Origin of the sequence: Streptomyces sp. NPDC051214 (assembly GCF_040682375.1) — a bacterium.
Lineage (GTDB): Bacteria > Actinomycetota > Actinomycetes > Streptomycetales > Streptomycetaceae > Streptomyces.
The window spans coordinates 188,018-207,352 of the sequence record NZ_JBFBAT010000014.1 but is presented as its reverse complement, the minus strand read 5'-3'; the positions used below and the strand labels follow the sequence as shown (position 1 = coordinate 207,352).

The 19,335-nt window shown below is 70.1% G+C and carries 20 protein-coding genes; 15 read left to right on the top strand and 5 right to left on the bottom strand.

Features of this window, described 5'->3' with window-relative positions; genetic code table 11:
• Positions 1–55: 55 nt before the first annotated feature.
• The 5 genes from AB0M70_RS32710 (at position 56) to AB0M70_RS32690 (ending at position 5,146) form a co-directional block, all read left to right on the top strand.
• Positions 56–508: a GPW/gp25 family protein gene (locus tag AB0M70_RS32710; RefSeq protein WP_365825736.1), complete on the top strand. Its 453-nt coding sequence runs from the start codon at positions 56–58 to the stop codon at positions 506–508.
• The gene (locus tag AB0M70_RS32705; RefSeq protein WP_365825734.1) at positions 508–2,466 is read left to right on the top strand and encodes a putative baseplate assembly protein; all 1,959 of its coding nucleotides are present in this window, start codon (positions 508–510) and stop codon (positions 2,464–2,466) included. The genes AB0M70_RS32710 and AB0M70_RS32705 overlap by 1 nt, the downstream gene beginning before the upstream one ends.
• Before the next feature lie 43 nt (positions 2,467–2,509).
• Positions 2,510–3,091, top strand: a complete 582-nt coding sequence (locus tag AB0M70_RS32700) for a phage tail protein (RefSeq protein WP_365825732.1) — start codon at positions 2,510–2,512, stop codon at positions 3,089–3,091.
• A complete protein-coding gene (locus AB0M70_RS32695; protein WP_365825730.1) occupies positions 3,088–4,392 on the top strand; it encodes a zinc ribbon domain-containing protein in 1,305 nt (434 codons plus the stop codon). The genes AB0M70_RS32700 and AB0M70_RS32695 overlap by 4 nt, the downstream gene beginning before the upstream one ends.
• Positions 4,393–4,537: 145 nt before the next feature.
• Positions 4,538–5,146: an NAD(P)-binding oxidoreductase gene (locus AB0M70_RS32690; protein WP_365825728.1), complete on the top strand. Its 609-nt coding sequence runs from the start codon at positions 4,538–4,540 to the stop codon at positions 5,144–5,146.
• Positions 5,147–5,168: 22 nt separating this feature from the next.
• Here the strand turns inward: AB0M70_RS32690 and AB0M70_RS32685 are convergent, their stop codons facing one another.
• Positions 5,169–6,068 (bottom strand): LysR substrate-binding domain-containing protein, encoded by a 900-nt coding sequence (locus AB0M70_RS32685; protein ID WP_365825726.1) that lies wholly within the window; start codon positions 6,066–6,068, stop codon positions 5,169–5,171.
• A gap of 53 nt (positions 6,069–6,121) precedes the next feature.
• Here AB0M70_RS32685 and AB0M70_RS32680 point away from each other — a divergent pair, with 53 nt between their 5' ends.
• A complete protein-coding gene (locus tag AB0M70_RS32680) occupies positions 6,122–6,901 on the top strand; it encodes an inositol monophosphatase (protein ID WP_365825724.1) in 780 nt (259 codons plus the stop codon).
• A 27-nt stretch (positions 6,902–6,928) separates the two neighbouring features.
• Here AB0M70_RS32680 and AB0M70_RS32675 read toward each other — a convergent pair whose 3' ends face one another.
• From AB0M70_RS32675 to AB0M70_RS32665, 3 genes are all read right to left on the bottom strand, one after another.
• Positions 6,929–7,471 carry a hypothetical protein gene (locus AB0M70_RS32675; protein WP_365825722.1) on the bottom strand — a complete coding sequence of 181 codons (543 nt, stop codon included), beginning with the start codon at positions 7,469–7,471 and terminating at the stop codon, positions 6,929–6,931.
• Positions 7,472–7,640: 169 nt separating this feature from the next.
• Positions 7,641–8,360 carry an alpha/beta hydrolase gene (locus AB0M70_RS32670; RefSeq protein ID WP_365825720.1) on the bottom strand — a complete coding sequence of 240 codons (720 nt, stop codon included), beginning with the start codon at positions 8,358–8,360 and terminating at the stop codon, positions 7,641–7,643.
• A gap of 167 nt (positions 8,361–8,527) precedes the next feature.
• A complete protein-coding gene (locus AB0M70_RS32665; RefSeq protein WP_365825718.1) occupies positions 8,528–8,998 on the bottom strand; it encodes an NUDIX domain-containing protein in 471 nt (156 codons plus the stop codon).
• A 223-nt stretch (positions 8,999–9,221) separates the two neighbouring features.
• Here AB0M70_RS32665 and AB0M70_RS32660 point away from each other — a divergent pair, with 223 nt between their 5' ends.
• Positions 9,222–9,392 (top strand): hypothetical protein, encoded by a 171-nt coding sequence (locus tag AB0M70_RS32660; RefSeq protein ID WP_365825716.1) that lies wholly within the window; start codon positions 9,222–9,224, stop codon positions 9,390–9,392.
• Between the two features lie 17 nt (positions 9,393–9,409).
• On the opposite strand, the gene AB0M70_RS32655 is transcribed toward AB0M70_RS32660, so the two are convergent.
• Complete coding sequence (locus tag AB0M70_RS32655; RefSeq protein ID WP_365825714.1) at positions 9,410–10,105, bottom strand: TetR/AcrR family transcriptional regulator; 696 nt, start codon at positions 10,103–10,105, stop codon at positions 9,410–9,412.
• A 304-nt stretch (positions 10,106–10,409) separates the two neighbouring features.
• Here AB0M70_RS32655 and AB0M70_RS32650 point away from each other — a divergent pair, with 304 nt between their 5' ends.
• The 8 genes from AB0M70_RS32650 (at position 10,410) to AB0M70_RS32615 (ending at position 19,097) form a co-directional block, all read left to right on the top strand.
• Positions 10,410–11,486 carry an oxygenase MpaB family protein gene (locus tag AB0M70_RS32650; RefSeq protein WP_365825712.1) on the top strand — a complete coding sequence of 359 codons (1,077 nt, stop codon included), beginning with the start codon at positions 10,410–10,412 and terminating at the stop codon, positions 11,484–11,486.
• Positions 11,487–11,503: 17 nt separating this feature from the next.
• Positions 11,504–12,730 (top strand): oxygenase MpaB family protein, encoded by a 1,227-nt coding sequence (locus AB0M70_RS32645; RefSeq protein WP_365825710.1) that lies wholly within the window; start codon positions 11,504–11,506, stop codon positions 12,728–12,730.
• Between the two features lie 226 nt (positions 12,731–12,956).
• Complete coding sequence (locus AB0M70_RS32640; protein WP_365825708.1) at positions 12,957–15,281, top strand: molybdopterin cofactor-binding domain-containing protein; 2,325 nt, start codon at positions 12,957–12,959, stop codon at positions 15,279–15,281.
• 49 nt (positions 15,282–15,330) lie between these two features.
• Positions 15,331–15,807, top strand: a complete 477-nt coding sequence (locus tag AB0M70_RS32635; RefSeq protein WP_365825706.1) for a (2Fe-2S)-binding protein — start codon at positions 15,331–15,333, stop codon at positions 15,805–15,807.
• A gap of 169 nt (positions 15,808–15,976) precedes the next feature.
• Positions 15,977–17,044, top strand: coding sequence for a class I SAM-dependent methyltransferase (locus tag AB0M70_RS32630; protein WP_365825704.1), 1,068 nt, complete (start codon positions 15,977–15,979; stop codon positions 17,042–17,044).
• A gap of 123 nt (positions 17,045–17,167) precedes the next feature.
• On the top strand, positions 17,168–17,938 hold the full coding sequence (locus tag AB0M70_RS32625; RefSeq protein WP_365825702.1) for a hypothetical protein: 771 nt from the start codon (positions 17,168–17,170) through the stop codon (positions 17,936–17,938).
• A 211-nt stretch (positions 17,939–18,149) separates the two neighbouring features.
• Positions 18,150–18,458, top strand: coding sequence for a hypothetical protein (locus tag AB0M70_RS32620; protein WP_365825700.1), 309 nt, complete (start codon positions 18,150–18,152; stop codon positions 18,456–18,458).
• A gap of 177 nt (positions 18,459–18,635) precedes the next feature.
• The gene (locus tag AB0M70_RS32615) at positions 18,636–19,097 is read left to right on the top strand and encodes a GNAT family N-acetyltransferase (protein ID WP_365825698.1); all 462 of its coding nucleotides are present in this window, start codon (positions 18,636–18,638) and stop codon (positions 19,095–19,097) included.
• Positions 19,098–19,335: the final 238 nt, after the last annotated feature.

Sequence of the window (19,335 nt, the reverse complement as noted above, 5' to 3'; positions counted from 1 at the left end):
GCCGCACGCTCACCCGCTCACCCGCTCACACCAAGCAAGGACCGGTGGTTCTCAGATGGCCGAACAGTTCGTCGGCTCCGGCTGGGCGTTCCCGCTGCGCATCGGCCCCACCGGAGGCATCGCCCTGGTCAGCGGAGAGCGCGAGGTCGAGGAGGCCATCCGCCTTGTCCTCGCGACGGCTCCCGGAGAGCGGCCGATGCGCCCTGAGTTCGGCTGCGCCATCCACGACATGGTGTTCGCGCCGGTCAACGAACAGACCGCGGGCCGTATCCAGCACGAGGTGTACCTGAGCCTGGACCGCTGGGAGCCGCGCATCGAGGTGCACGAGGTCGAGGTCACCGCGGGCGAGGACCAGAGCGTGCTGTTCATCGACGTGCGCTATGCGATCCGCGGCACGAACAACCCGCGCAGCCTCGTCTTCCCCTTCTACGTCATCCCCTCCCACGAGGAGCCGGGGGCCGCGGAGACGTCCGACGGCCCCGGCGCCTTCCCCGAAAGCGACCGCTGATGTCCCTGCAGAGCCCCAACCTCGACGACCGCCGCTTCCAGCAGTTCGTCGACGACGCCAAGCGCTACATACAGCAGCGCGCCCCGGAGTGGACCGACCACAACGTCTCCGACCCCGGCGTCACCCTCGTCGAGACGGTCGCACACATGGCGGACCAGATCGTCTACCGCCTCAACCGCGTCCCGGAGAAGAACCACCTGGCCTTCCTCGACCTGGTCGGCATCACGCTGTTCCCGCCGTCCGCGGCCCGCACCGACGTCACCTTCTGGCTGTCCGCGCCCCGCGACGAACCGGTGGCCGTGCCGGTCGGCACCGAGGTGACCACGCTGCGCACCGAGACCGAGGATGCCGTCGTCTTCGCCACCGAGCACGACCTGCGCATCGTCCCGTGCATGCTGCGGCACCTGATGGTGCAGCGCCGCGGTGAGCCCGTCACCGACCGCACCGCCGACCTCGCCGAGGGCAGCGACGTACTGTGCTTCAGCGAGGCCCCGAGCCCCGGCGACTGCCTGCTGTTCGGTCTGACCGCCGCCGTCCCGCACTGCGCGGTCGCCCTCGAACTCGACAGCCGCGTCGACGGCGTGGGCGTCGACCCCCGCCAGCCGCCGCTGGTCTGGGAGGCCTGGACGGCGGACGGCTGGCAGCCGTGCGAGGTGCACAGCGACGGCACCGGCGGCCTCAACCGGCCCGGCGACGTGGTCCTGCACGTGCCCGGCGGTCACGTCCTGTCCCGCAACGGCGGCCACGAGGCGGGCTGGCTGCGCTGCCGCGTCACCGAACCGCTGGCGGACCAGCCCTTCTACACCACCTCGCCGACGGTGCGTTCCAGCGACGCCTGCACGATCGGCGGCACCACCCCGGTCGTACACGCGGACACGGTGTACGACGAGGCGCTCGGCGAGGCCACCGGGCTGCCCGGCCAGCGGCTGCGGCTCGCCCACGCGCCCGTCGTCGGCGACGAACCGCCGGTGCTGCTTCAGACGGCCGAGCACAACGGCTGGGAGGACTGGCAGGTGGTCACACACTTCGCCGAATCCCGCCCGGACGACCGGCACATCACCCTGGACGCGACCACCGGCGCCATCGCCTTCGGCCCCGCCGTACGCGAGGCCGACGGCTCCCTGCGCCAGTACGGCGCGAGCGCCCCCAAGGGCGCGGTCATCCGCGCCCGCCGCTACCGCATCGGCGGCGGCCGCTCCGGCAACGTGGCCCGCGGCGCGATACGGGTGCTGCGCACCTCCATCCCGTACGTCACCGAGGTCATCAACCGGGAGGCCGCCCGGGGCGGTGTCGACGGGGAGACGGTCGAGGAGGCCAAGGTCCGCGCGCCCATCACGCTGCGCGCCCAGGAGCGTGCCGTGACGTTGCGCGACTACGAGGAGCTCGCCCGCCGGGCCGCCCCGGAGACGGCCCGCATCACCTGCCTGGAGGGCAAACCCGACGAGCACGGGGCGCACGCGGTGCGCGTCCTGGTCGTCCCGCAGGCTGTGGCCGACCCCGGCGGGCGGCTGCGCTTCGAGCAACTCGTCCCCGGTGACGCCCTGTTGGAGCGCATCACCCGCCACCTGGACGAGCGTCGCCTGATCGGCACCCGGCTCGCCGTCGGCCCGCCGTTCTACCAGGGCGTCACCGTGGTGGCCACGGTGCACGCGTTCCGCGGGGTGGAGACCGACCGCGTACGGCGTGCGGCCCACGACGCCATCTACCGCCACCTCGACCCGCTGACCGGCGGCGCGGACGGCCGAGGCTGGCCCTTCGGCCGCCCCGTGCAGGCGGGCGAGATCTTCGCGGTCCTGCAAAGAGTTCCCGGCGTGGAGCTGGTCGACGAGGTCGTCCTGCACCCGGCCGACCCCCTGACCGGCAAGCGCGGCGACCGCACCGACCGCATCGACCTGGAGCCCTCCGCCCTGGTGTTCTCCTTCGACCACCGCGTACGGGTGATCGGGGATGCCTCGTGAGGACCACCTTGCGCCCTCCGGAGCGACAGTGGGGCGGCCGCCGATGAGAGGCTCCATCGACGGCCTGGGCTCCTCCGCGCCCCTCGGGATGATGCTCCCGGCCGTCTTCGCCGACGACGACCTGGCCCAGCATTTCGTCGCGGGCCTCGACGAGGTCCTGGCGCCGATCCTGAACGTCCTCGACTGCCTGGACACCTACTTCGATCCCGCGCTCACCCCGATCGACTTCGCCCAGTGGCTCGGCATCTGGGTGGGCGCCGAGACGGACGGCATCGATTCCGAGCCACGGCTGCGCGCCGCCGTGGCCGCCGCTGCCGCGCTGCACCGGGTACGCGGCACGCGCCAGGGGCTGTCGGAGGCGGTACGCCTGGCCTTCGGCACCACACCGGAGATCACCGAGAGCGGCGGCGCGGCATGGAGCGCGCGCCCGCGCGGCCCCATCCCGGGCAGCCCCCGCCCTCACCTGCACGTGGCGCTGCGGCTGCCCGCCCCCACAGCGGCGGACACCCACCGCCTGGACGCGCTCGTCGCCGCCGCCCGCCCCGCCCACATGCCCTACTCCGTCACCGTCACCGCCACCCCCAACGTCACCACCACTGCCACCGAAAGGACCCTGGAGTCATGACCAGGCAGAACTGCACCGAGTGCGACGCCCGCGTGGAACCCGGTCAGTCGTTCTGCGACGCCTGCGGCGCCGTCCTGAGCTGGGACACGGCCGGGGCGCGCTCGGGGGCGGCACCGGCCGCGGACTCCCGCGCGGGCTCCGGGGCCCGACCGGGCGCCGACGAGGGCCCCGGCCGGGACGCCTTCGCGCGCCCGGGCCACACCGGGCCCCCCGCCGCGGGACCGGCCCCGGCCGCCGGCGGCCCGGTGCGGAACCCGGCCGCCGATCTGCGCGCCGCCGACTCCGGCCTGCCCCGTCGGGCCGCGCCCGCAGAGCCTGCGGCCACGCCCCAACCCGCCGCGTCCAACCCGGACTTGACGGACACGACACCCAATGACCCGGTGGCGCCCGCGAACACCCCCGGCCCTGACACGGTCCGCTCCCTCCTCGTGCCCGTCTCGGACCCGGAGGCGCAGGACCCGCCACCCCCGGCCGTGAGCCCGGTCCTGCCCGGACGGCCCGACGCCGAGCGCCCGCACGTACGCGTGCCCGGACAGCAACCGCAGGCCGGCAACGGCCCGCCGTGCCCGTGGTGCGCCACCCCGAACCGCCCCGACCGGCACTTCTGCGCCCGCTGCGCGATGCCGCTCGCCGAGACACCGGACCAGCCGTCCGCGCCTCTGCCCTGGTGGCGCCGCCTCATGGGGCCCGGCCGCAACCAGACGCCGTGGGCGGGCGAACGCCCCCGGCTGCGCCGCGTGTTCGACCACATCGGCACCTGGATCACCTGGGCCATCGTCCTGACGCTGCTCATCTTCGCCGCGGTGAACCTCTCCGACGGCATCCAGGCCACGCGCGACCACTTCGCCAAGCGCGCCCCCGTCGAACCGGACGAGATCCGCGCCTCGAACGCGTACGCCGGCCATGGCGCGAAGCTGGCCTTCGACAAGCTCAACAACACCTGGTGGGGCCCGGGAGTCGCGGAGTCGGGTCAGGGGGAGTGGCTCGAGGTGCGTTTCACTCAGCCGACCCGCCTGCTGGACGTCATCATCACGCCGGGCGTCTCCACCCGCGCCGACGAACTCGGCAAGTCCGCCCTGCCGCACCGCGTCAAGGCCACCGTCACCAAGAAGGACGGCTCCACCGCGACCCGCGACATCACCCTGGACCCGGGCCCGGGCGGCCAGCGCCGCTCCTTCCGCGTCGGCGAGGTCACCCGGGTCCGCTTCACCGTCGAGTCGGCCCACGCCGCGTCGGCGGAGAAGCAGGTGGCCATCGCCGAGGTCGAACTCTTCGGCCGATCCAACGGCAGCCGCACCTGAGCGAGCGAGAGCGCCTCGGAAGCCGTCTGCATCGTTCGATGTGCGGGCGGCTAGCTCGGCCCCCGCAGCGGATTGCGTCTGAGTTACTTGCCACGTCAGATACTTGCACTTGATGTTAAGTAGCGGCCTCCCTAACGTTCTCGGCATGAACCTCACCGTCCTCGCGGCCTCAGGCCGGACCGGAATGGCCCTCACCCGACAGGCATTGCGTCGTGGTCACACCGTGGCCGCCATCGCCCGCGACCCCGAGCGGATTGCCCTGCCCGACACCCCGAACCTGCGCAAGGTGGCGGGTGACGTGAACGACGCGGCGAGCATCGCCGCCGTCGTGGACGGGGATTCCATGGTCCTCTCCGCTCTCGGTACGGACACGGCCGGGATCCTTCTGACCGGCGCACGGGCCGTCATCGCCGCCGGCCCTCAGCGCATCATCTGGCTCGGCGCCTACGGCACGGGTAAGTCCGTCGAAGCGGCGGGCGAGGGCGCACACGTCCTCGCCAAGGTGCTGGGCGATCGCCTCGCGGACAAGGTCGCAGCCGACAACGCCGTACTTGCGGCAGGAGGCACCGTCTTCCACGCCGGGATGCTCGCCGACGGGCCGGAAAGCCCCCGTCGGCGCACGGTCGGCCTGGAAGCCGGGCCTCCCTTTGACCTCGGCGCGAAGGTCAGCCGCGAAACCGTCGCCGCAGCGATGCTCGACGAAGCCGAAGTCCCTGGCTTCGCCGGTGCCGTGGCCCTGCCCTTGACGGAGTAGGCGACCTGCAGGGCGGAGGGGGTCAGCCGGTGGTGATCTCCTCCAGTGACGCGCGGACCTGCTCGCGGAGCCACGCGTGAGCAGGGTCGGAATCGAAGCGCTGGTGCCAGTTGCAGTGGATCGTGGCCGCCGGCGACGCGACCGGCAGCGGCCGGGCGAGCAGACCGAACGCCTCGATGAGAGGACGGCCGAGTACCGCCGTGCAGGTGACCAGCGCGTCACCGTGGGCGGCGATCTGCAGGGCCGTGGCCACCGTCGCCACCGCCGCGACCACGCGGCGTTCAAGGCCTTCGGCGGCCAGCACATCATCGATCGGCGCGGTCAGACGGCCACGCCGGGAGACCACCACATGCGGCTGCGACGCGTAGGCGGCCAGATCGAATCCGGCGGCACAAGGATGGTCCGCACGCATCGCCACGACGAGACGATCCTCACCGAGAGGCTCGGACCGGAACTCCGGCAGGCTGGGCCTGTCACCACCGAGTTCCAGATCGACGCGGCCATGGCGCAGGTCATCGGTGTCGAGGGCGTTCTCGGCCAACACCCGCAGCTGCACTCCGGAAGCCCGCTGCTGAATCCTTGCGACCAGGACCGGTACCAGCGAGGCGGCCACCGCGTCGTGGCACTGGATCGTGAAGGTGCGCTTCAGTTCGGCCAGGTCCAACTCGCGTACTGGTGAGAGTACTTGGTGCGCCTGCTGCACCAGTCGGTGAACCTCCTCGCGCACCGACACCGCGTACGGGGTGGGCGTCATCGAGTGGCCGGTGCGCACCAAGATGTCGTCCCCGGTGACGGCGCGAAGCCGGCCGAGGGTGCGGCTGACCGCGGGCGAGGACAGATGCAGCCGCTCGGCCGCGCCCATCACGCTGCCCTCTTCGAGCAGGGCGTCCAGCACGGTCAGCAGATTCAAGTCCAAGTGCATGGAAGTAAATCCTAACCAGCAGCACATCCACTTCGATCAACCCGGAGCATCCCATGAGTCAGGAACTGCTTGCCGCCACCGTCGCCGCCGTCCGCCAGGCCGGCGCCAGGATGATGACGCGCTACTCCACCGAGTCCCGTCAGCCGGGGCTCCCCGAACTGCTCGCGAACCTCCAGGCCAATGACGCGGCCGTGGTCGACACCTTGCGCACGGCGCTGGGCCAGGCTCGGCCGCGCGCTGGCTGGCTCAACGACGAACATGGATCGGGGCCGATGGCCGCGGGCGAGTGGTGGCTCATCGACCCGGTCGGCGGCAACGTCAACGCCGTGCATGGCATGCCCGACTGGAACATCGGCGTGAGCCTGGTCCGTGACGGCCGCCCGGTCCTGTCGGTGCTCTACTTCCCGGTCCTCGACGAGATGTTCACGGCGACGGAAGGCGGCGGGGCGTTCCTCAACGGTGTGCGGCTGCGGGTCTCGGTCAAGGCGTCGCTGGACGCCGCCCTGGCGGGTACCGGCCAGGCCCAGCCGGGACACCACCCCGAGCTCGCCCGCCGCATGGGCGACACCTACGCGGCGATGATGAACTCCGCCCTGTACGTACAGGTCTCCGTACCGGTCACCGGCCAGCTCGCCCAGGTCGCGGCGGGGCGGATGGACGTGCACTGGCAGTTCGACCAGGTCCGGTCCCACGCGGCGGGTGTGCTGCTGGTCCAAGAGGCCGGAGGCGTCGTGACCGACCTCGAGGGCAAGGCGTGGGACCTGGCCGCCGAGAGCTACCTCGCCGCCGCGCCGGGCGTGCACGCGGCCGCGCTCGAAGTCCTCACTGCCTGAGGGGAGTCGGGGACCCCGGCGGGCAGGTCAGGTCCCGACGCCGGCGCGTGAGCGGCCGTTGTGGCGCAGGCGGATCCGGCGTCGGGGGTGGGAGCGCAGCAGAGGGTGCAGGCTCCAGTTCTGTTCCGAGGCCACGCCCACGACATAACTGGCTCCCGCACCGCGGAAGTAGTGGGCCCCGAGGTCGAGGTCGCGGTCGTACCCGGCAAGGACGGTGGCGTTCTCGACGCGACGGGTCTGCTTCTCGATGCGCCGGTCCACGCGGGCGCGGTAGTACGCCATGTTGCCCTCGCGGACCAGCGACGCCGGGGTCACGCACCACAACGGGATGAACGGAACCTGACCCATGGTGGCATCCAGCACGCGAACGGCACCGTTCTCGGCGCGCGGCACGATGTAGACGAACAGCTGCGCCACGGAGGCCGCAAAGTAGCAGAGAGCCGCCAGGAGAAGCCACATCACCCACCACAGCGGCAGCAGCAGGAGAGTGAGGGGCAGCAGCAACAGCCAACGCACGGGAGCCGGACGAACAGGCAACGGGCCCCACGCCGGGTCGTCGAAGTCAGGCACGGCGTTACGTCCCCCTCGGTTCGCCATGGCGTGCGCCACATCGTGCGGAGTATATGTCGAGGGGCTTTGCCGGTAGGTCGGCCATCGGCACTGATTCGCCGTGATCCGAAGTCGCTCGCCCACCATGGCCGACGGCGTCCATCGTCCGCCGCCGGCCTGGTGGCCCGCCCTACTTCAGGTGCCGGTCGAAGAAGCGGCCCCCGTCCTCCACCTCGAACCACGGGGTCCCGGTGTGCCCGCCCAGGTTGGCGTGCAGTGTCTTCTCCTTGGTGCCGAAGGCGTCGAACAGGTCCAGGGCCCGTTGCCGTGGGTTGCCTTCGTCGTCCCACTGCAGCAGGAGCAGCAGCGGGATGGTGACCTGCCGGGCCTCCTCGCGCTGGGCGTGGGGCACGTAACCCCCGGCGAAGAAGCCGGCGGCTGCGATACGTGGCTCGATCGCCGCGAGCCGGATGCCCAGGGCGGTCCAGCCCGAGTATCCGACGGGGCCGTCGATCTCGGGCAGCGAAAGGAGGGCATCCAACGTGGTCTGCCATTCCGGGGCCGCCTTCTCGACCAGCGGGCCGATGAGGGACTCGAAGATCCCGTCGACCGGCTCGCCGGCCTGCATCGCCCGGCGAAGGTCGGTGCGGATCTGCTCGTCGGCGGCGGAACGGGGCCGGTCGCCGCACCCGGCGGCGTCGATGGTGGCCACCGCGTAGCCGTGCGCCGCGGTGTGCCGGGCCCGGGCCGCGAGCCGGGCGTCCCGCTTGGGCAGGCCGTTGTTGTGGGCCATCAGGACCAGCGGGGCGGGAGCGGAAGCGGGAGTCCACAGGGTGCCGGGGATCTCGCCGAGGGTGAATTCGCGTTCGAGTACGCCGTCGTCGAGGCGCTGTTCGGAAGTGACGTGCATGGTCGTGCCTTTCGGGAGCTCGCGAATGGCGCTCCCGGACGACCTATCGCCCGACCGTGACCCCGGAGGGGAGCACCCATGTCGATTCTGCGTTCACGGGTACCACCTCCTCGTCTCTCGCACGGCCGCTGGAAAACTAGCAGGGGTGGCCGTGGTCCGCCAACGCATTATTGACGCTCGCACCACGGGCCATTCGGCGCCAAGGCCCTGAGCACGGTCAGCAGCTGCGGCGGTTCGACGGGGTCCGGCAGTGAGCCGAGATCCGACCATGCGATCCAGATGTGAGTGTCCAGGCTGGCCTGCTCGTCCGGGAGCAGGCCGGTGCGCACCAGCGAGGGCTGGTCATCGGCGAACTGAGCGACGAAGAAGAGTTCCGTGCCGGTGTACCGCTTGCCGTTCCACCGCACATCGCGGTCCACGGGCACGGACTGGTCCAGCACGGCCGCCGGGGCAAGGCCGGTCTCCTCGGCAAGTTCGCGCCGTGCCGCATCCAGCGCTGTCTCGCCAGGCTCGACGCCGCCACCGGGCGGCTCCCAGAGCCAGGTTCCGTCGAACGGATCTCGCCAGCGCATCAGCAGCAGGCGATGGGCGGCGTCCAGGCAGATGACCCGGGCGGCGGGCCGTTGCGTTGTCTCCACCACCCTGACGCTACGCGGCGCGTCAACGCAAGCGGAGTGTCGGGACACGAAGGCGTGTGCGTTGATTCGCCTACTGACGGGGCCATCTCACGGTGCGCCGTGCGTCGTTGAGCTGATCATGAACAAAAACGACTCGTCGCACGAAGCGAGGGCGAAGGTGGCGGGAGCCTACGGGCACGATTCTCCGCCGCGCGGTACTGCTGCGTGCGTGTGGTGTGTGGAGATGAGGAACATCGCCTGGGACGCCGAGCGACGCCGGCCCCAGGGCGCGGGAAGGACGATGGGCGGCGTCTGGGTGTGGCTCAGTCGGTTGCGGCGGACCGTGGTGCCGACGCTGTGGGCAGCGACGGTGATCGTCGCGCTGGTGGCGGGGGTCCGGCGAGAAATCCCGTAGGGCTTCGTAGGCGAACCCTATGAGTCAGCAGACTGCGGTGGTTGGAGCATGGGGACGAGGAACTGCCGGGCCACCGCCCGCATCCGCTCGTCGTCGTCGACGTCGATGACCTGGCTGGGGATGACGAGGAAGGACGCCGAGACGCGGACCATCATCTCGGCCACCACATCGACGTCGACCCCGCCCGAGATCTGACCGGCCCGCTGCTCCTGGCGGAGCCGGTCGGCGACGAACTGCTGCACCACGGAAAGGGTGCGGCCGCCGTCGCCGGCCGTCGACAGCGTGACGGCGTCGGGCTCGACGGCCATGAGTCCGCCGATGAGACGGTTGTGGCGGAGGGCGCGCAGGGAACTCACGAAGCCCAGGACGACTCGGTCGGAGACGGTCTCGGCGTGCTGGATCTCGCGGGTGAACTGGTCGAAGTAGCGCCGGAATTCACGGCGTACGACATGCTCGACCAGCGTTTCCTTGGTGGCGAATCGGCGATAGACGGTGATGCGGGAGACCCCCGCCAGGCGTGCCACGTCCGCCATGGTGGAGCGCTTGATTCCCATGCGGCAGAACTGCTCGTACGCGGCGTCGAGCAGCCGCTTGGACACGTCGTTGTCCGGGTCAAACCCGTCGGCCCCGTCGGTGGCGCCGCTGAACGCGAGTTCAAGGACCGACGGGGAGCCGAGAGCGGGCCCGGTGAGGTCCGGCAGGACAGGTTCCACTACTGCCTCCCTGATTGCGTGAAGCCTCTGGCGTTCAAGTCCCGTCTGTGCTCCCCTGTTGATACAGAGATGCTGAATGCGTTTCATCGTACCAAGCGAACTGCGGAACCACGGAGCTGCCGGACTCACGGAGGAGTTCAGAGCGATGGATGGACTCAGTAGACGCAAGATGTTGACGGCGGGTGGTGCCCTGGGGGCCGTCGGGGCGCTGGGAGCGGCTTCACCGGCCAGTGCGAGGTCGCTGTGGACATGGGCCCCGAGCAATTCGATAGCGGGCGCGGGCGCGGGAGTTGACCCAGAGTGGGTGTGGGACGAAGAGGCCGACCAGCTGCTCGCCTCCGTGATCGACCGCGGCGATGTGCCCAAGGTCAATGAACTGCTGCGCACCTGGACCCGCAACGACCAGCCGACCCCGGCCGGACTCCCGCGGGATGTACGGGAGTTCATGGGCAGGGCGCGCCAACTGCCCTCGTGGGCGGACCGGGACAAGCTGGAGCGGGCTGCCGCGTTCAACAAGTCCCGCGGCTTCTACCTCAATCTGCTCAACGGCGTGGGCGGCGGCATGCTGAGCACCGCCATCCCCAGGGAGGCGCGCTCGGTCTACTACTCCAAGGGCGGCGCCGACATGGAGGACCGCGTCGCCAAGACGAGCCTGCTCGGCTTCGCCATCGGGGACCTGAACGCCTACCGGCCCGACGGTGATGTCATCGTGCACGCGGTCAAGACCCGCATGGTGCACGCGGCCGTGCGCCATCTGCTGCCGCAGTCCCCGGCCTGGGAGCGCAACAGCGGCAGCCAGAAGATTCCCATCAGCCAGGCCGACATCCTGGTCACCTGGCACAGCCTGGCCACCTACGCCATGCAGAAGCTTCTCGAGTGGAAGGTCCCGGTCAGCTCCGCCGACGCCGGTGCCTACCTGCATGTGTGGCAGGTGACCGTGCACATGCTCGGGGTCCGTGACGAGTACATCCCGGCCAGCTGGGAGGCGGCCAACGCGCAGTCCAAACAGGTCCTCGACCCGATCTTGACCTCCACCAGGGAAGGCGTCGAACTGACCGACATCCTGCTGGGCCAGCTCGCCGAGCAGACCAGCCCCGGCGGCATCGACCGGCCCCTGTGCAACGCGCTCGGCCGGTATCTGGTCGGTGACCGGGTCGCCGACATGGACGGCATCCCCAAGGAGCCGTTCTGGGACGGCGTCCTGGAGAGCATCTGGCCGAAGCTGGTGGCCTTCCGCGAAAAACTCATCCCCTTGCCGCTGGTGCCGCCGCTCGCCTGGACGCTCGACGAAGCGGCCCGCCAGTACATCCTCTTCTACCTCACCAAGGGCAAGGGCACCCACATCGAGATCCCCGACACCAACCGGCCGGGCACCAGCTGAAGGAGGAGTGTGCAGCGATGGATGAACTCAGCAGACGCAAGGTGTTGATGACGGGCGGAACCCTGGGCGCCGTCGGGGCGCTGAGCATGGCCTCGCCGGCCGGGGCGCGCTCCCTGTGGTCGTGGTCTCCCGCGTCGTCGATCGCGGGCAAGGGCGCGGGGGTCGACCCGCAGTGGCTGTGGGACGAGGAGGCGGACCCGGTCCTGGCCGCCGTACTCGACCGCGGTGACGTGGCCAAGGTCAACGAGGTGTTACGGCAGTGGACCCGCAACGATCAGCCGCTCCCGGACGGACTGCCGCGTGACCTGCGGGAGTTCATGGAGCACGCCAGCCTGCTGCCGTCGTGGGCCGACCGGGCCGAACTCGACCGCGGCGCCCAGTTCAGCAAGACCAAGGGAATTTACGTGGGGGCGCTGTATGGCCTCGGCAGCGGGCTGATGAGCACCGCCATTCCCCGGGAGGCGCGGGCCGTCTACTACTCCAAGGGCGGTGCGGACATGAAGGACCGCATCGCCAAGACGGCGCGGCTCGGGTACGACATCGGGGACCTGGACGCCTACCAGCCGCAGGGCTCGATGATCGTGACCGCGGTGAAGACGCGGATGGTGCACGCGGCGGTGCGGCACCTGCTGCCGCAGTCCCCGGCCTGGGTGCGGAACAGCGGCGGTCAGAAGATTCCCATCAGCCAGGCGGACATTCTGGTCACCTGGCACAGTCTGGCCACGCTTGTCATGCGCAAGCTGAAAGAATGGCGTGTCCGGGTCTCCGACGGTGACGCCGACGCCTATCTGCACGTATGGCAGGTGACCGCGAACATGCTCGGCGTGCGAGAGGAGTACATCCCGGCCACCTGGCAGGCGGCCGACGCCCAGTCCAAGCAAGTCCTCGACCCGATCCTGGCCGCCACGACGGAAGGGAAGGCGCTGACCAAGGTCCTGCTCGACATCGTGGCCGAACTCGACGCCGGCCTGACGCGTCCGCTGATCAGCGCGTTCTCCCGCTACACACTCGGCGACCGGGTCGGCGACATGATCGGCCTGTCCAAGGAACCCGTCCTGACGCCCCTGGTCGCCGGTGCCTGGCCGCTCCTTGTGGCCTTCCGCGAAAAGCTGATCCCTCTTCCCGGCATCCCCGGGATCATGTGGACCCTGGAGGAGGCCATCCGCAAGTTCGTCCTGCTGTTCCTCGCCGAAGCACGCCTGCCCATCTCCATTGACATCCCGGACATGAACCGCCTGTCCTGAAGGCCTACCGCCCCAAAGGCCTACGCCCGCCGGCGCCGCCACACCCGGCTGCCGGCCGCCCCGGGGCGGTGGCCTCCCTGCCACCGCCCCGGGCAGATCCCGCCCACGACCACCGGAGCCGAGCCGCACCCATGGACACCACGACGAGATCGCTCAGCAGCGGGGCCCCCACCCGCCCCCGCCGGCGAACTGCCAAAGGCACCACGCCGGACGGGGGCGGCCGGCGATGAACGGTGCCGATCGCGGGCCCGGACATCCGACCGCGCACGACTGTGGCCTGGGCAGACGCCGTTTCCTGGGGTTCGTCCTTGCGGCGCCGACCCTGGTGACCGCCGCCGAACTCATACCGGCCGACCGAGCCAGGGCGCAGATCTCCGCAGACGGCATCCCCTCGCCCGAGGTCACCGAACTGGTGGAGCTCAACGACGTGATGACGGCGGCGGCCCTGCCGACCTCCGGTCTGATCACGGTCCGGGTCAACACCGACGGCACGGTGTCCTTCGCCCTGCCCCGGGCCGAGGTGGGCCAAGGCATCACCACCTCGACGGCCATGCTGATCGCCGAGGAAATGGGCGTCCCCCTTGCACAGGTGCGGGTCACCCTGGCCGACGCGCGCCCGGAGCTCGTCTTCAACCAGCTCACCGGCGCGTCCAACACCACCATCTCGACCTACACGCCGGTCCGGGTGGCCGCCGCCATCGCGCGCGGACGGCTGCTGCAGTCCGCGGCGGTCGAACTCGGCGCTCCTGTAGGCGACCTCAGCCTCGCAGCGGGCGTCGTCACCGGACCCAAGGGCCAGCACATCGACATCGGCGCACTCGCCGAAAAGGCCGCGGGCGTACGGACCCAGCAGGTCACCGCCGAACTCAAGCCCACCGAGCAGTTCACCGTCATCGGCACACCCCAACGCCGTATCGACGCCCTGGACGCGGTCACCGGACGCAAGAAGTTCGCGATGGACCTGAGCGTCCCGGACGCCGCCCCGACCATGGTGTGCCGCCCCCCGACCATCAACGGCAAGGTCGGGTCAGTGGCCAACGCCGGCGAGGTCCGCGCCATGCCGGGCGTCACCGACGTCGCGGTGATCTCGACCGGGGTGGCGGTGCGCGCCCGGACCTTCGGGCAGTGCATCGATGCCGTACGCGCGCTGAAGGTGACGTGGAAGGCGGGAACAGCGGAGGGAAAGTCCGACGCCTCCGTCCTCAAAAGGCTCAAGGCCGCCGAAGTGCCGCTCGGGCTCCCGCCGTTGACTCCGTACGTGGAGGGCAGCTTCACCTTCCACTTCCGCAGCAACAGCGCGCTGGAGACCAACTGCGCCGTCGCCGACGTGCGTTCCGACCGCGCCGAGATCTGGTCGAGCCTGAAATCACCGATCGTGGCCAAGGAGACGATCGCCGCCAAACTCGGGCTACCGCTGCATGCCGTCACGGTGCACGTCACGGAAGGCGGTGGCTCGTTCGGGCGCAAACTCTTCTTCGACGCCGCCCTGGAAGCGGTCGAGATCTCCCGGAAGATCGGCAAGCCGGTCAAGCTCATGTGGCACCGCGCCGACGACTCCCGGCAGGGCCGCACCCACCCCATGGCCACTTCCCGCGTACGCATCGCCTACCTCGGCGACACCGTCCTCAGCTACCGGCAACGCCACACCAGCGTGGCCACCGACCTCAGCCACGGCTTCGGGGAACTCCTCACCGCCATGGCGGCGAAACTGCCCGTGGCCGACCTCGGATTCTCCGAGACCTTCTTCCAGCTCTCCCAGTCCATGCCCTACAACTTCGGGGTCCACAGCCGCCTCCTGAACGAGACCGACAAGAGCTTCAACACGGGCAGCATGCGCAACGTCTACTCGCCCGACGCCACCTGCGCCCGCGAACTCCTCGTCGACGAACTGGCCGCGAAGATGGACAAGGACCCCTACCGCTTCCGGCGCGACTTCCTCAAGGACAAGCGAGCCAAGGCCGTACTGGAGAAGGTCGCCGAAGCCGGGCAGTGGGGCCGGCCGATGCCGGACGGCAGGGCGCAGGGCATCGCGTTCCACTCCGAGTACCACGCCACCAGCGCCGTCCTGGTGGAGATCGACTGCCGGCCCGAGACCGTCAACCGCCCCATCCGCGACGGTGTCACCGGACCACGCGTCACCAAGGTCGTACTCGCCGTGGACGCCGGGCTCACGGTCAACCCCCGCGGCCTGGAGGCGCAGATGATGGGCTGCGCCATGGACGGCATCGCCCTGGCCCTGACCTCCAGCCTGCACCTGCGGGACGGCCACTTCCTGGAGGCCAGCTGGGACAACTACTTCTACACACGGCAGTGGAACACGCCACCCGAACTGAAGATCATCATCATGCCGGACACCAGCGAAAAGCCGGGCGGCGCAGGCGAGTTGGGTGTCTCGGCGGCCATGGCTGCCGTCGCCTGTGCATACGGCCGTGCCACCGGCGCCATGCCCACCACGTTTCCCATCAACCACGCCACCCTCTCCTTCGAACCCAAGCCGACAACCCCGCCCATCCCTCCGTCCCCGACCGACGGCCTGGACCACGCCTTCTGACGGTCCCCTTCCGTCACCCCCCCCATAGCCCCTGATGTAAGGAGCCCTCGTGCCCCAGCACACCTTCCGCCTCAACGGCGAGCAGGTCACCGTCGACATCGCCGACGACGAGCGACTGTTGTGGGTGCTGCGCGACGTCCTTGGCGTCACCGGCCCCAAGTACGGCTGCGGCATCAACGTCTGCAAGGCGTGCACCAGCCACCTCAACGGCAAGGCGGTCAACCCGTGCGCGATCCCGGTGGGCAATCTGCGGCCCACCGATGAGGTCACCACGATCGAAGGACTGCCGGCCACGGTGGGCAAGGAGCTGCACCCCATGCAGGAAGCCTGGCTCGACCACGACGTGGCCCAGTGCGGCTACTGCCAGCCCGGCCAGATCATGGCCGCCGTCGCTCTGGTGCGGCGAGCCGCGGAGGAAGGCCGCGAGATCAGCGAGGCCGACCTCGACGGAATCCGCAACATCTGCCGCTGCGGCACCTATGCCCGCATCCGCGAGGCCATCAGGTCGGGCGCCGCGCGGATGTGAGGACAGCCGGACAGCCCGGCAGCCGCGCAGCCACGTCTGGGGGAAAGTAGCTGGTGGTCGCCACCCGATGACCGTGTGCAGGCAGCTGCCGTCCCGTTCCGCCTCGGCAGGCGAAAGGGGCGTAACTTTGTGCATGGGGGCGAGTGTGATGTTGCTCTGAGGAGGGACCATGACACTGGATCCCGCGCGGCAGGAGGAATTCGCCGGCCTCGTGGTCGACGTACTCAACAAGGGCGTGCTGGCCCTCCTCGTCAGCGCCGGCCACCAGACCGGCCTGTTCGACACGATGAGCACGCTGCCGCCGTCAACGAGCGAGGACATCGCCAAGGCGGCGCACCTGGACGAGCGGTACGTCCGCGAATGGCTGGGCGGCATGGTCGTCGGCGGGTTCGTCGAGTACGACCCCGAGGGGGCCCTGTACCTGCTGCCGCCAGAACACGCCGCGTCCCTTACCGACGCCGCGGGCCCCGACAACCTGGCCGGCATGACGCCCTACATCGCGCTCATGGGCGAGGTGGAACAGCAGGTCATCGAGGCCTTCCGGCACGGCGGCGGAGTCCCGTACTCGGCATACCCGCGCTTCCAGGCGCTGCAGGCCCTGGAGACGGGCCGGGTGTACGACGCGGCCCTCGTCGAGCGCATCATCCCGCTGGTCCCCGGCCTCACCGAGCGGCTGCGCGACGGCATCGACGCCCTTGATGTGGGCACCGGGCAGGGGCACGCGCCGCTGGTCCTGGCCGAGGCGTTCCCGCGCAGCCTCCTGCACGGCCTCGACCAGTCCGAGGAAGGCATCGAGGCGGCCCGCGAGGAGAGCGCGCGCCGCTCCCTGGACAACGTCCACTTCACGGTCGGCGACTCGACGCAGATCACGGGACGCTACGACCTGGTGACCGCCTTCGACGTCATCCACGACCTGGCCCGGCCGCAGGAGACCCTGAACGCCGTCGCCGCTTCCCTGCGCGAGGGCGGCACCTTCCTGATGGGCGACATCGCCGCGTCCAGCAAGCTGGAGGAGAACCTCGACCACCCCTTCGCACCTGCCCTCTTCGGCTTCTCGGTCTTCTACTGCATGACGACATCGCTGGGCGCCGGGGGAGCGGGCCTGGGCACGATGTGGGGCGAGCAGACCGCCCGCCGCATGCTCGCCGAGGCCGGCTTCACCGACGTACAGACGCGGTCGGTGGAAGGGGACCCGGTCAACCTCTACTACGTGGCGACGAAGGGGTCGTCCTCGTGAGGCGGGGCAGTCGCGATGATCCGCACGGCCATCAGAAAACGCCGGTGCACGGTCCCGCCCCACCGGGTAACGTAGCGATCTTCGGTCGGCTGAAGCCGTACGGAGTCCTCGAAGGCCGAGTCCATGGTGCATCTCGACGACCGCCCCGCTCCCCGCCGCCTGCACGCAGCCCTGGAGAACCTGTCGGTCTCCTTCCGCGGCATGACCGCGCGTCCGGACGAGCACAACTGCGAATGCCACTGGGGCAGTCCGGAAGAACTCGCTCTTCTGAAGACGCCGGATGTGGAACTGGATCCGGACCTTCTGCGTCGGGCCTGGCAGGCCACCGACTGGAGCGATCACGCGGCTGTGCTGCGCCGCATCCTGCCGCAGTTCGCCACCGCCCTGGTGGCCGGTCGGGTGGAAGGCCTGTTCGGCTTGGAGGAAGCGGGATCCTCCTTCGCCCGCGGACGGTGGCAGCAGTGGCCCGACGATCACGCCGGTCCGGTACGCGAGTTCCTGCACGCCTGGTGGGTCGCCAGTCTTACCGATCCGGACGCGGCCGTCCCCGCGCACCAGGTCTTCGCGATGTGTGTCGAGGCGTCCGGAACAGTTGCACCGTGGCTTGCCGACTGGGAAGAGCAGACCGGAGACCTCAGCGACCGACGGCTCGCCGAGGCGGCCGCGGAGTGGGAGTACGAGCTCCTGGGGGAGAGCCTGCCGTGGTACGTCGGTTGGTACGAGCACGACGAGGAGACGATCCGCGCCGACCTGGTGGCCTGGCTGCTCGGCCACGCTGCGACGCGGCTCCGGGAGTCGGGCGCATCGGAGGAACTGCAGCACCGAATACGGCTGCTCGGTCTCGCGGACGAGGCCCGCTGGACGGATCCGCACTGGCCCGGCCACCGCTACTAGGTGGGTTAGTCACCCGAGTGCAAGGGAAAAAGGTGGGGCACGCGAGCACCACCCCCGCGCAGGCAGCGGCTGAAGTGCTGGGGCCGGTGCGGGCAGCCGGTGCGGCGCCTGGAGTCGCGTGGCACGGTAACCAGCCGGGCCGCGGGACCAGGTGGCCGGACATCGGCCACAACCGGCCCTCGCGGGCCGCCCGACAACTTACGGAGCCCTCATGTCCACCTTCGTGATCACTGTCCCCGGCACCTTCCTCACCGACATCGATGAGGCGGCGCGTTCCGCGCTGGAGCGAGGCCTGGCTTCCCGGCACACGGAGGTCAGTGAAGGGGAGGGCCTGGATCTGCTCACGTTGGACGACGGCGGCCGGTTCTCGATCCGTCTCGAAGTGAAGGCCACGGACCGCTACGAGGCGGAACTTGAGGCTTCAAGGCTTGTCACGACGGCCTTGGAGGAAGCAGGCATCAACGCGGCGGACGCTCCACTCGGCCCGCCGGCCGTCACCGGCATCGACAGCGATCTCTGACTCGGCCTTCACCGTGGCGGCGCTTGGGCGGCCGACACACAGGCGTACTGAATTTGCTGGTGGTGAGCCTGTGGCCTGTGCTTCCCTACCGAAGTGAACAAGGAGAGCTTCGGAAGCGCTGAGGGAAGGCCAGGCCGCAGGGTCCGGCGGAGGACGGACGCGGACATCGAGTCGTGCGTGGAGGTCCTCAAGGAAGTCCATCGTGCTGACGGCTATCCGGTGAACTGGCCCGAGCGGCCCGGCGATTGGCTGTCGAGCGCATCCCTGCTGGGAGCCTGGGTCGCCGACCTCGACGGCCGTCTCGTCGGCCATGTCAGCTTGTCCCGCAGCGGCGAAGACGACCTGGCCCCCGGACTGTGGAACGAGCGAAAGGGGGCGCGGACGGATGCGACCGCGGTGGTCAGCCGACTGTTCGTCGCCCCGCAGGCGCGGGGGCACGGGATCGGCGCACTCCTGCTCGGCCGGGCTGTGGAGGAGGCGCGAGAGCGCGGACTCCATCCGGTGCTCGACGTCGTGGCTTCCGACATCGCCGCGGCAGCCCTCTACGAGCGGCTGGGCTGGCAACGCCTGGCCACGATGGAACAACGGTGGAGCCCGCACCAGACGGTGACGGTGCACTGTTACGCGGCATCATTGTGATGCAGAGGGGCACAGCCACTTGTCGACGGAAGGCGCCGAACCCGAACGCCACCTGACCCTCGTCGGCCCACGCTCCTACCTGTCCGTCTCGGGGATCGACGAAGAAGCCGGACATGGAGGAATCGGGGGTGTCGGTGGCGAAGGGGAGGGCCGGTTGTACTCCTCTTCAATGCCCTGATGCACCGGATGCTGCATCATCACCTCGTCCAGGGGGAGCCAGGCGAAGCCGGTGTGGATG

Coding starts and splice junctions, on each gene's coding strand:
- AB0M70_RS32625 (WP_365825702.1), top strand. CDS start 17,168: ATGGTGCATCTCGACGACCGCCCCGCTCCCCGCCGCCTGCACGCAGCC.
- AB0M70_RS32685 (WP_365825726.1), bottom strand. CDS start 6,068: ATGCACTTGGACTTGAATCTGCTGACCGTGCTGGACGCCCTGCTCGAA.
- AB0M70_RS32680 (WP_365825724.1), top strand. CDS start 6,122: ATGAGTCAGGAACTGCTTGCCGCCACCGTCGCCGCCGTCCGCCAGGCC.
- AB0M70_RS32710 (WP_365825736.1), top strand. CDS start 56: ATGGCCGAACAGTTCGTCGGCTCCGGCTGGGCGTTCCCGCTGCGCATC.
- AB0M70_RS32695 (WP_365825730.1), top strand. CDS start 3,088: ATGACCAGGCAGAACTGCACCGAGTGCGACGCCCGCGTGGAACCCGGT.
- AB0M70_RS32705 (WP_365825734.1), top strand. CDS start 508: ATGTCCCTGCAGAGCCCCAACCTCGACGACCGCCGCTTCCAGCAGTTC.
- AB0M70_RS32640 (WP_365825708.1), top strand. CDS start 12,957: ATGAACGGTGCCGATCGCGGGCCCGGACATCCGACCGCGCACGACTGT.
- AB0M70_RS32670 (WP_365825720.1), bottom strand. CDS start 8,360: ATGCACGTCACTTCCGAACAGCGCCTCGACGACGGCGTACTCGAACGC.
- AB0M70_RS32645 (WP_365825710.1), top strand. CDS start 11,504: ATGGATGAACTCAGCAGACGCAAGGTGTTGATGACGGGCGGAACCCTG.
- AB0M70_RS32630 (WP_365825704.1), top strand. CDS start 15,977: ATGACACTGGATCCCGCGCGGCAGGAGGAATTCGCCGGCCTCGTGGTC.
- AB0M70_RS32660 (WP_365825716.1), top strand. CDS start 9,222: ATGAGGAACATCGCCTGGGACGCCGAGCGACGCCGGCCCCAGGGCGCG.
- AB0M70_RS32690 (WP_365825728.1), top strand. CDS start 4,538: ATGAACCTCACCGTCCTCGCGGCCTCAGGCCGGACCGGAATGGCCCTC.
- AB0M70_RS32620 (WP_365825700.1), top strand. CDS start 18,150: ATGTCCACCTTCGTGATCACTGTCCCCGGCACCTTCCTCACCGACATC.
- AB0M70_RS32700 (WP_365825732.1), top strand. CDS start 2,510: ATGAGAGGCTCCATCGACGGCCTGGGCTCCTCCGCGCCCCTCGGGATG.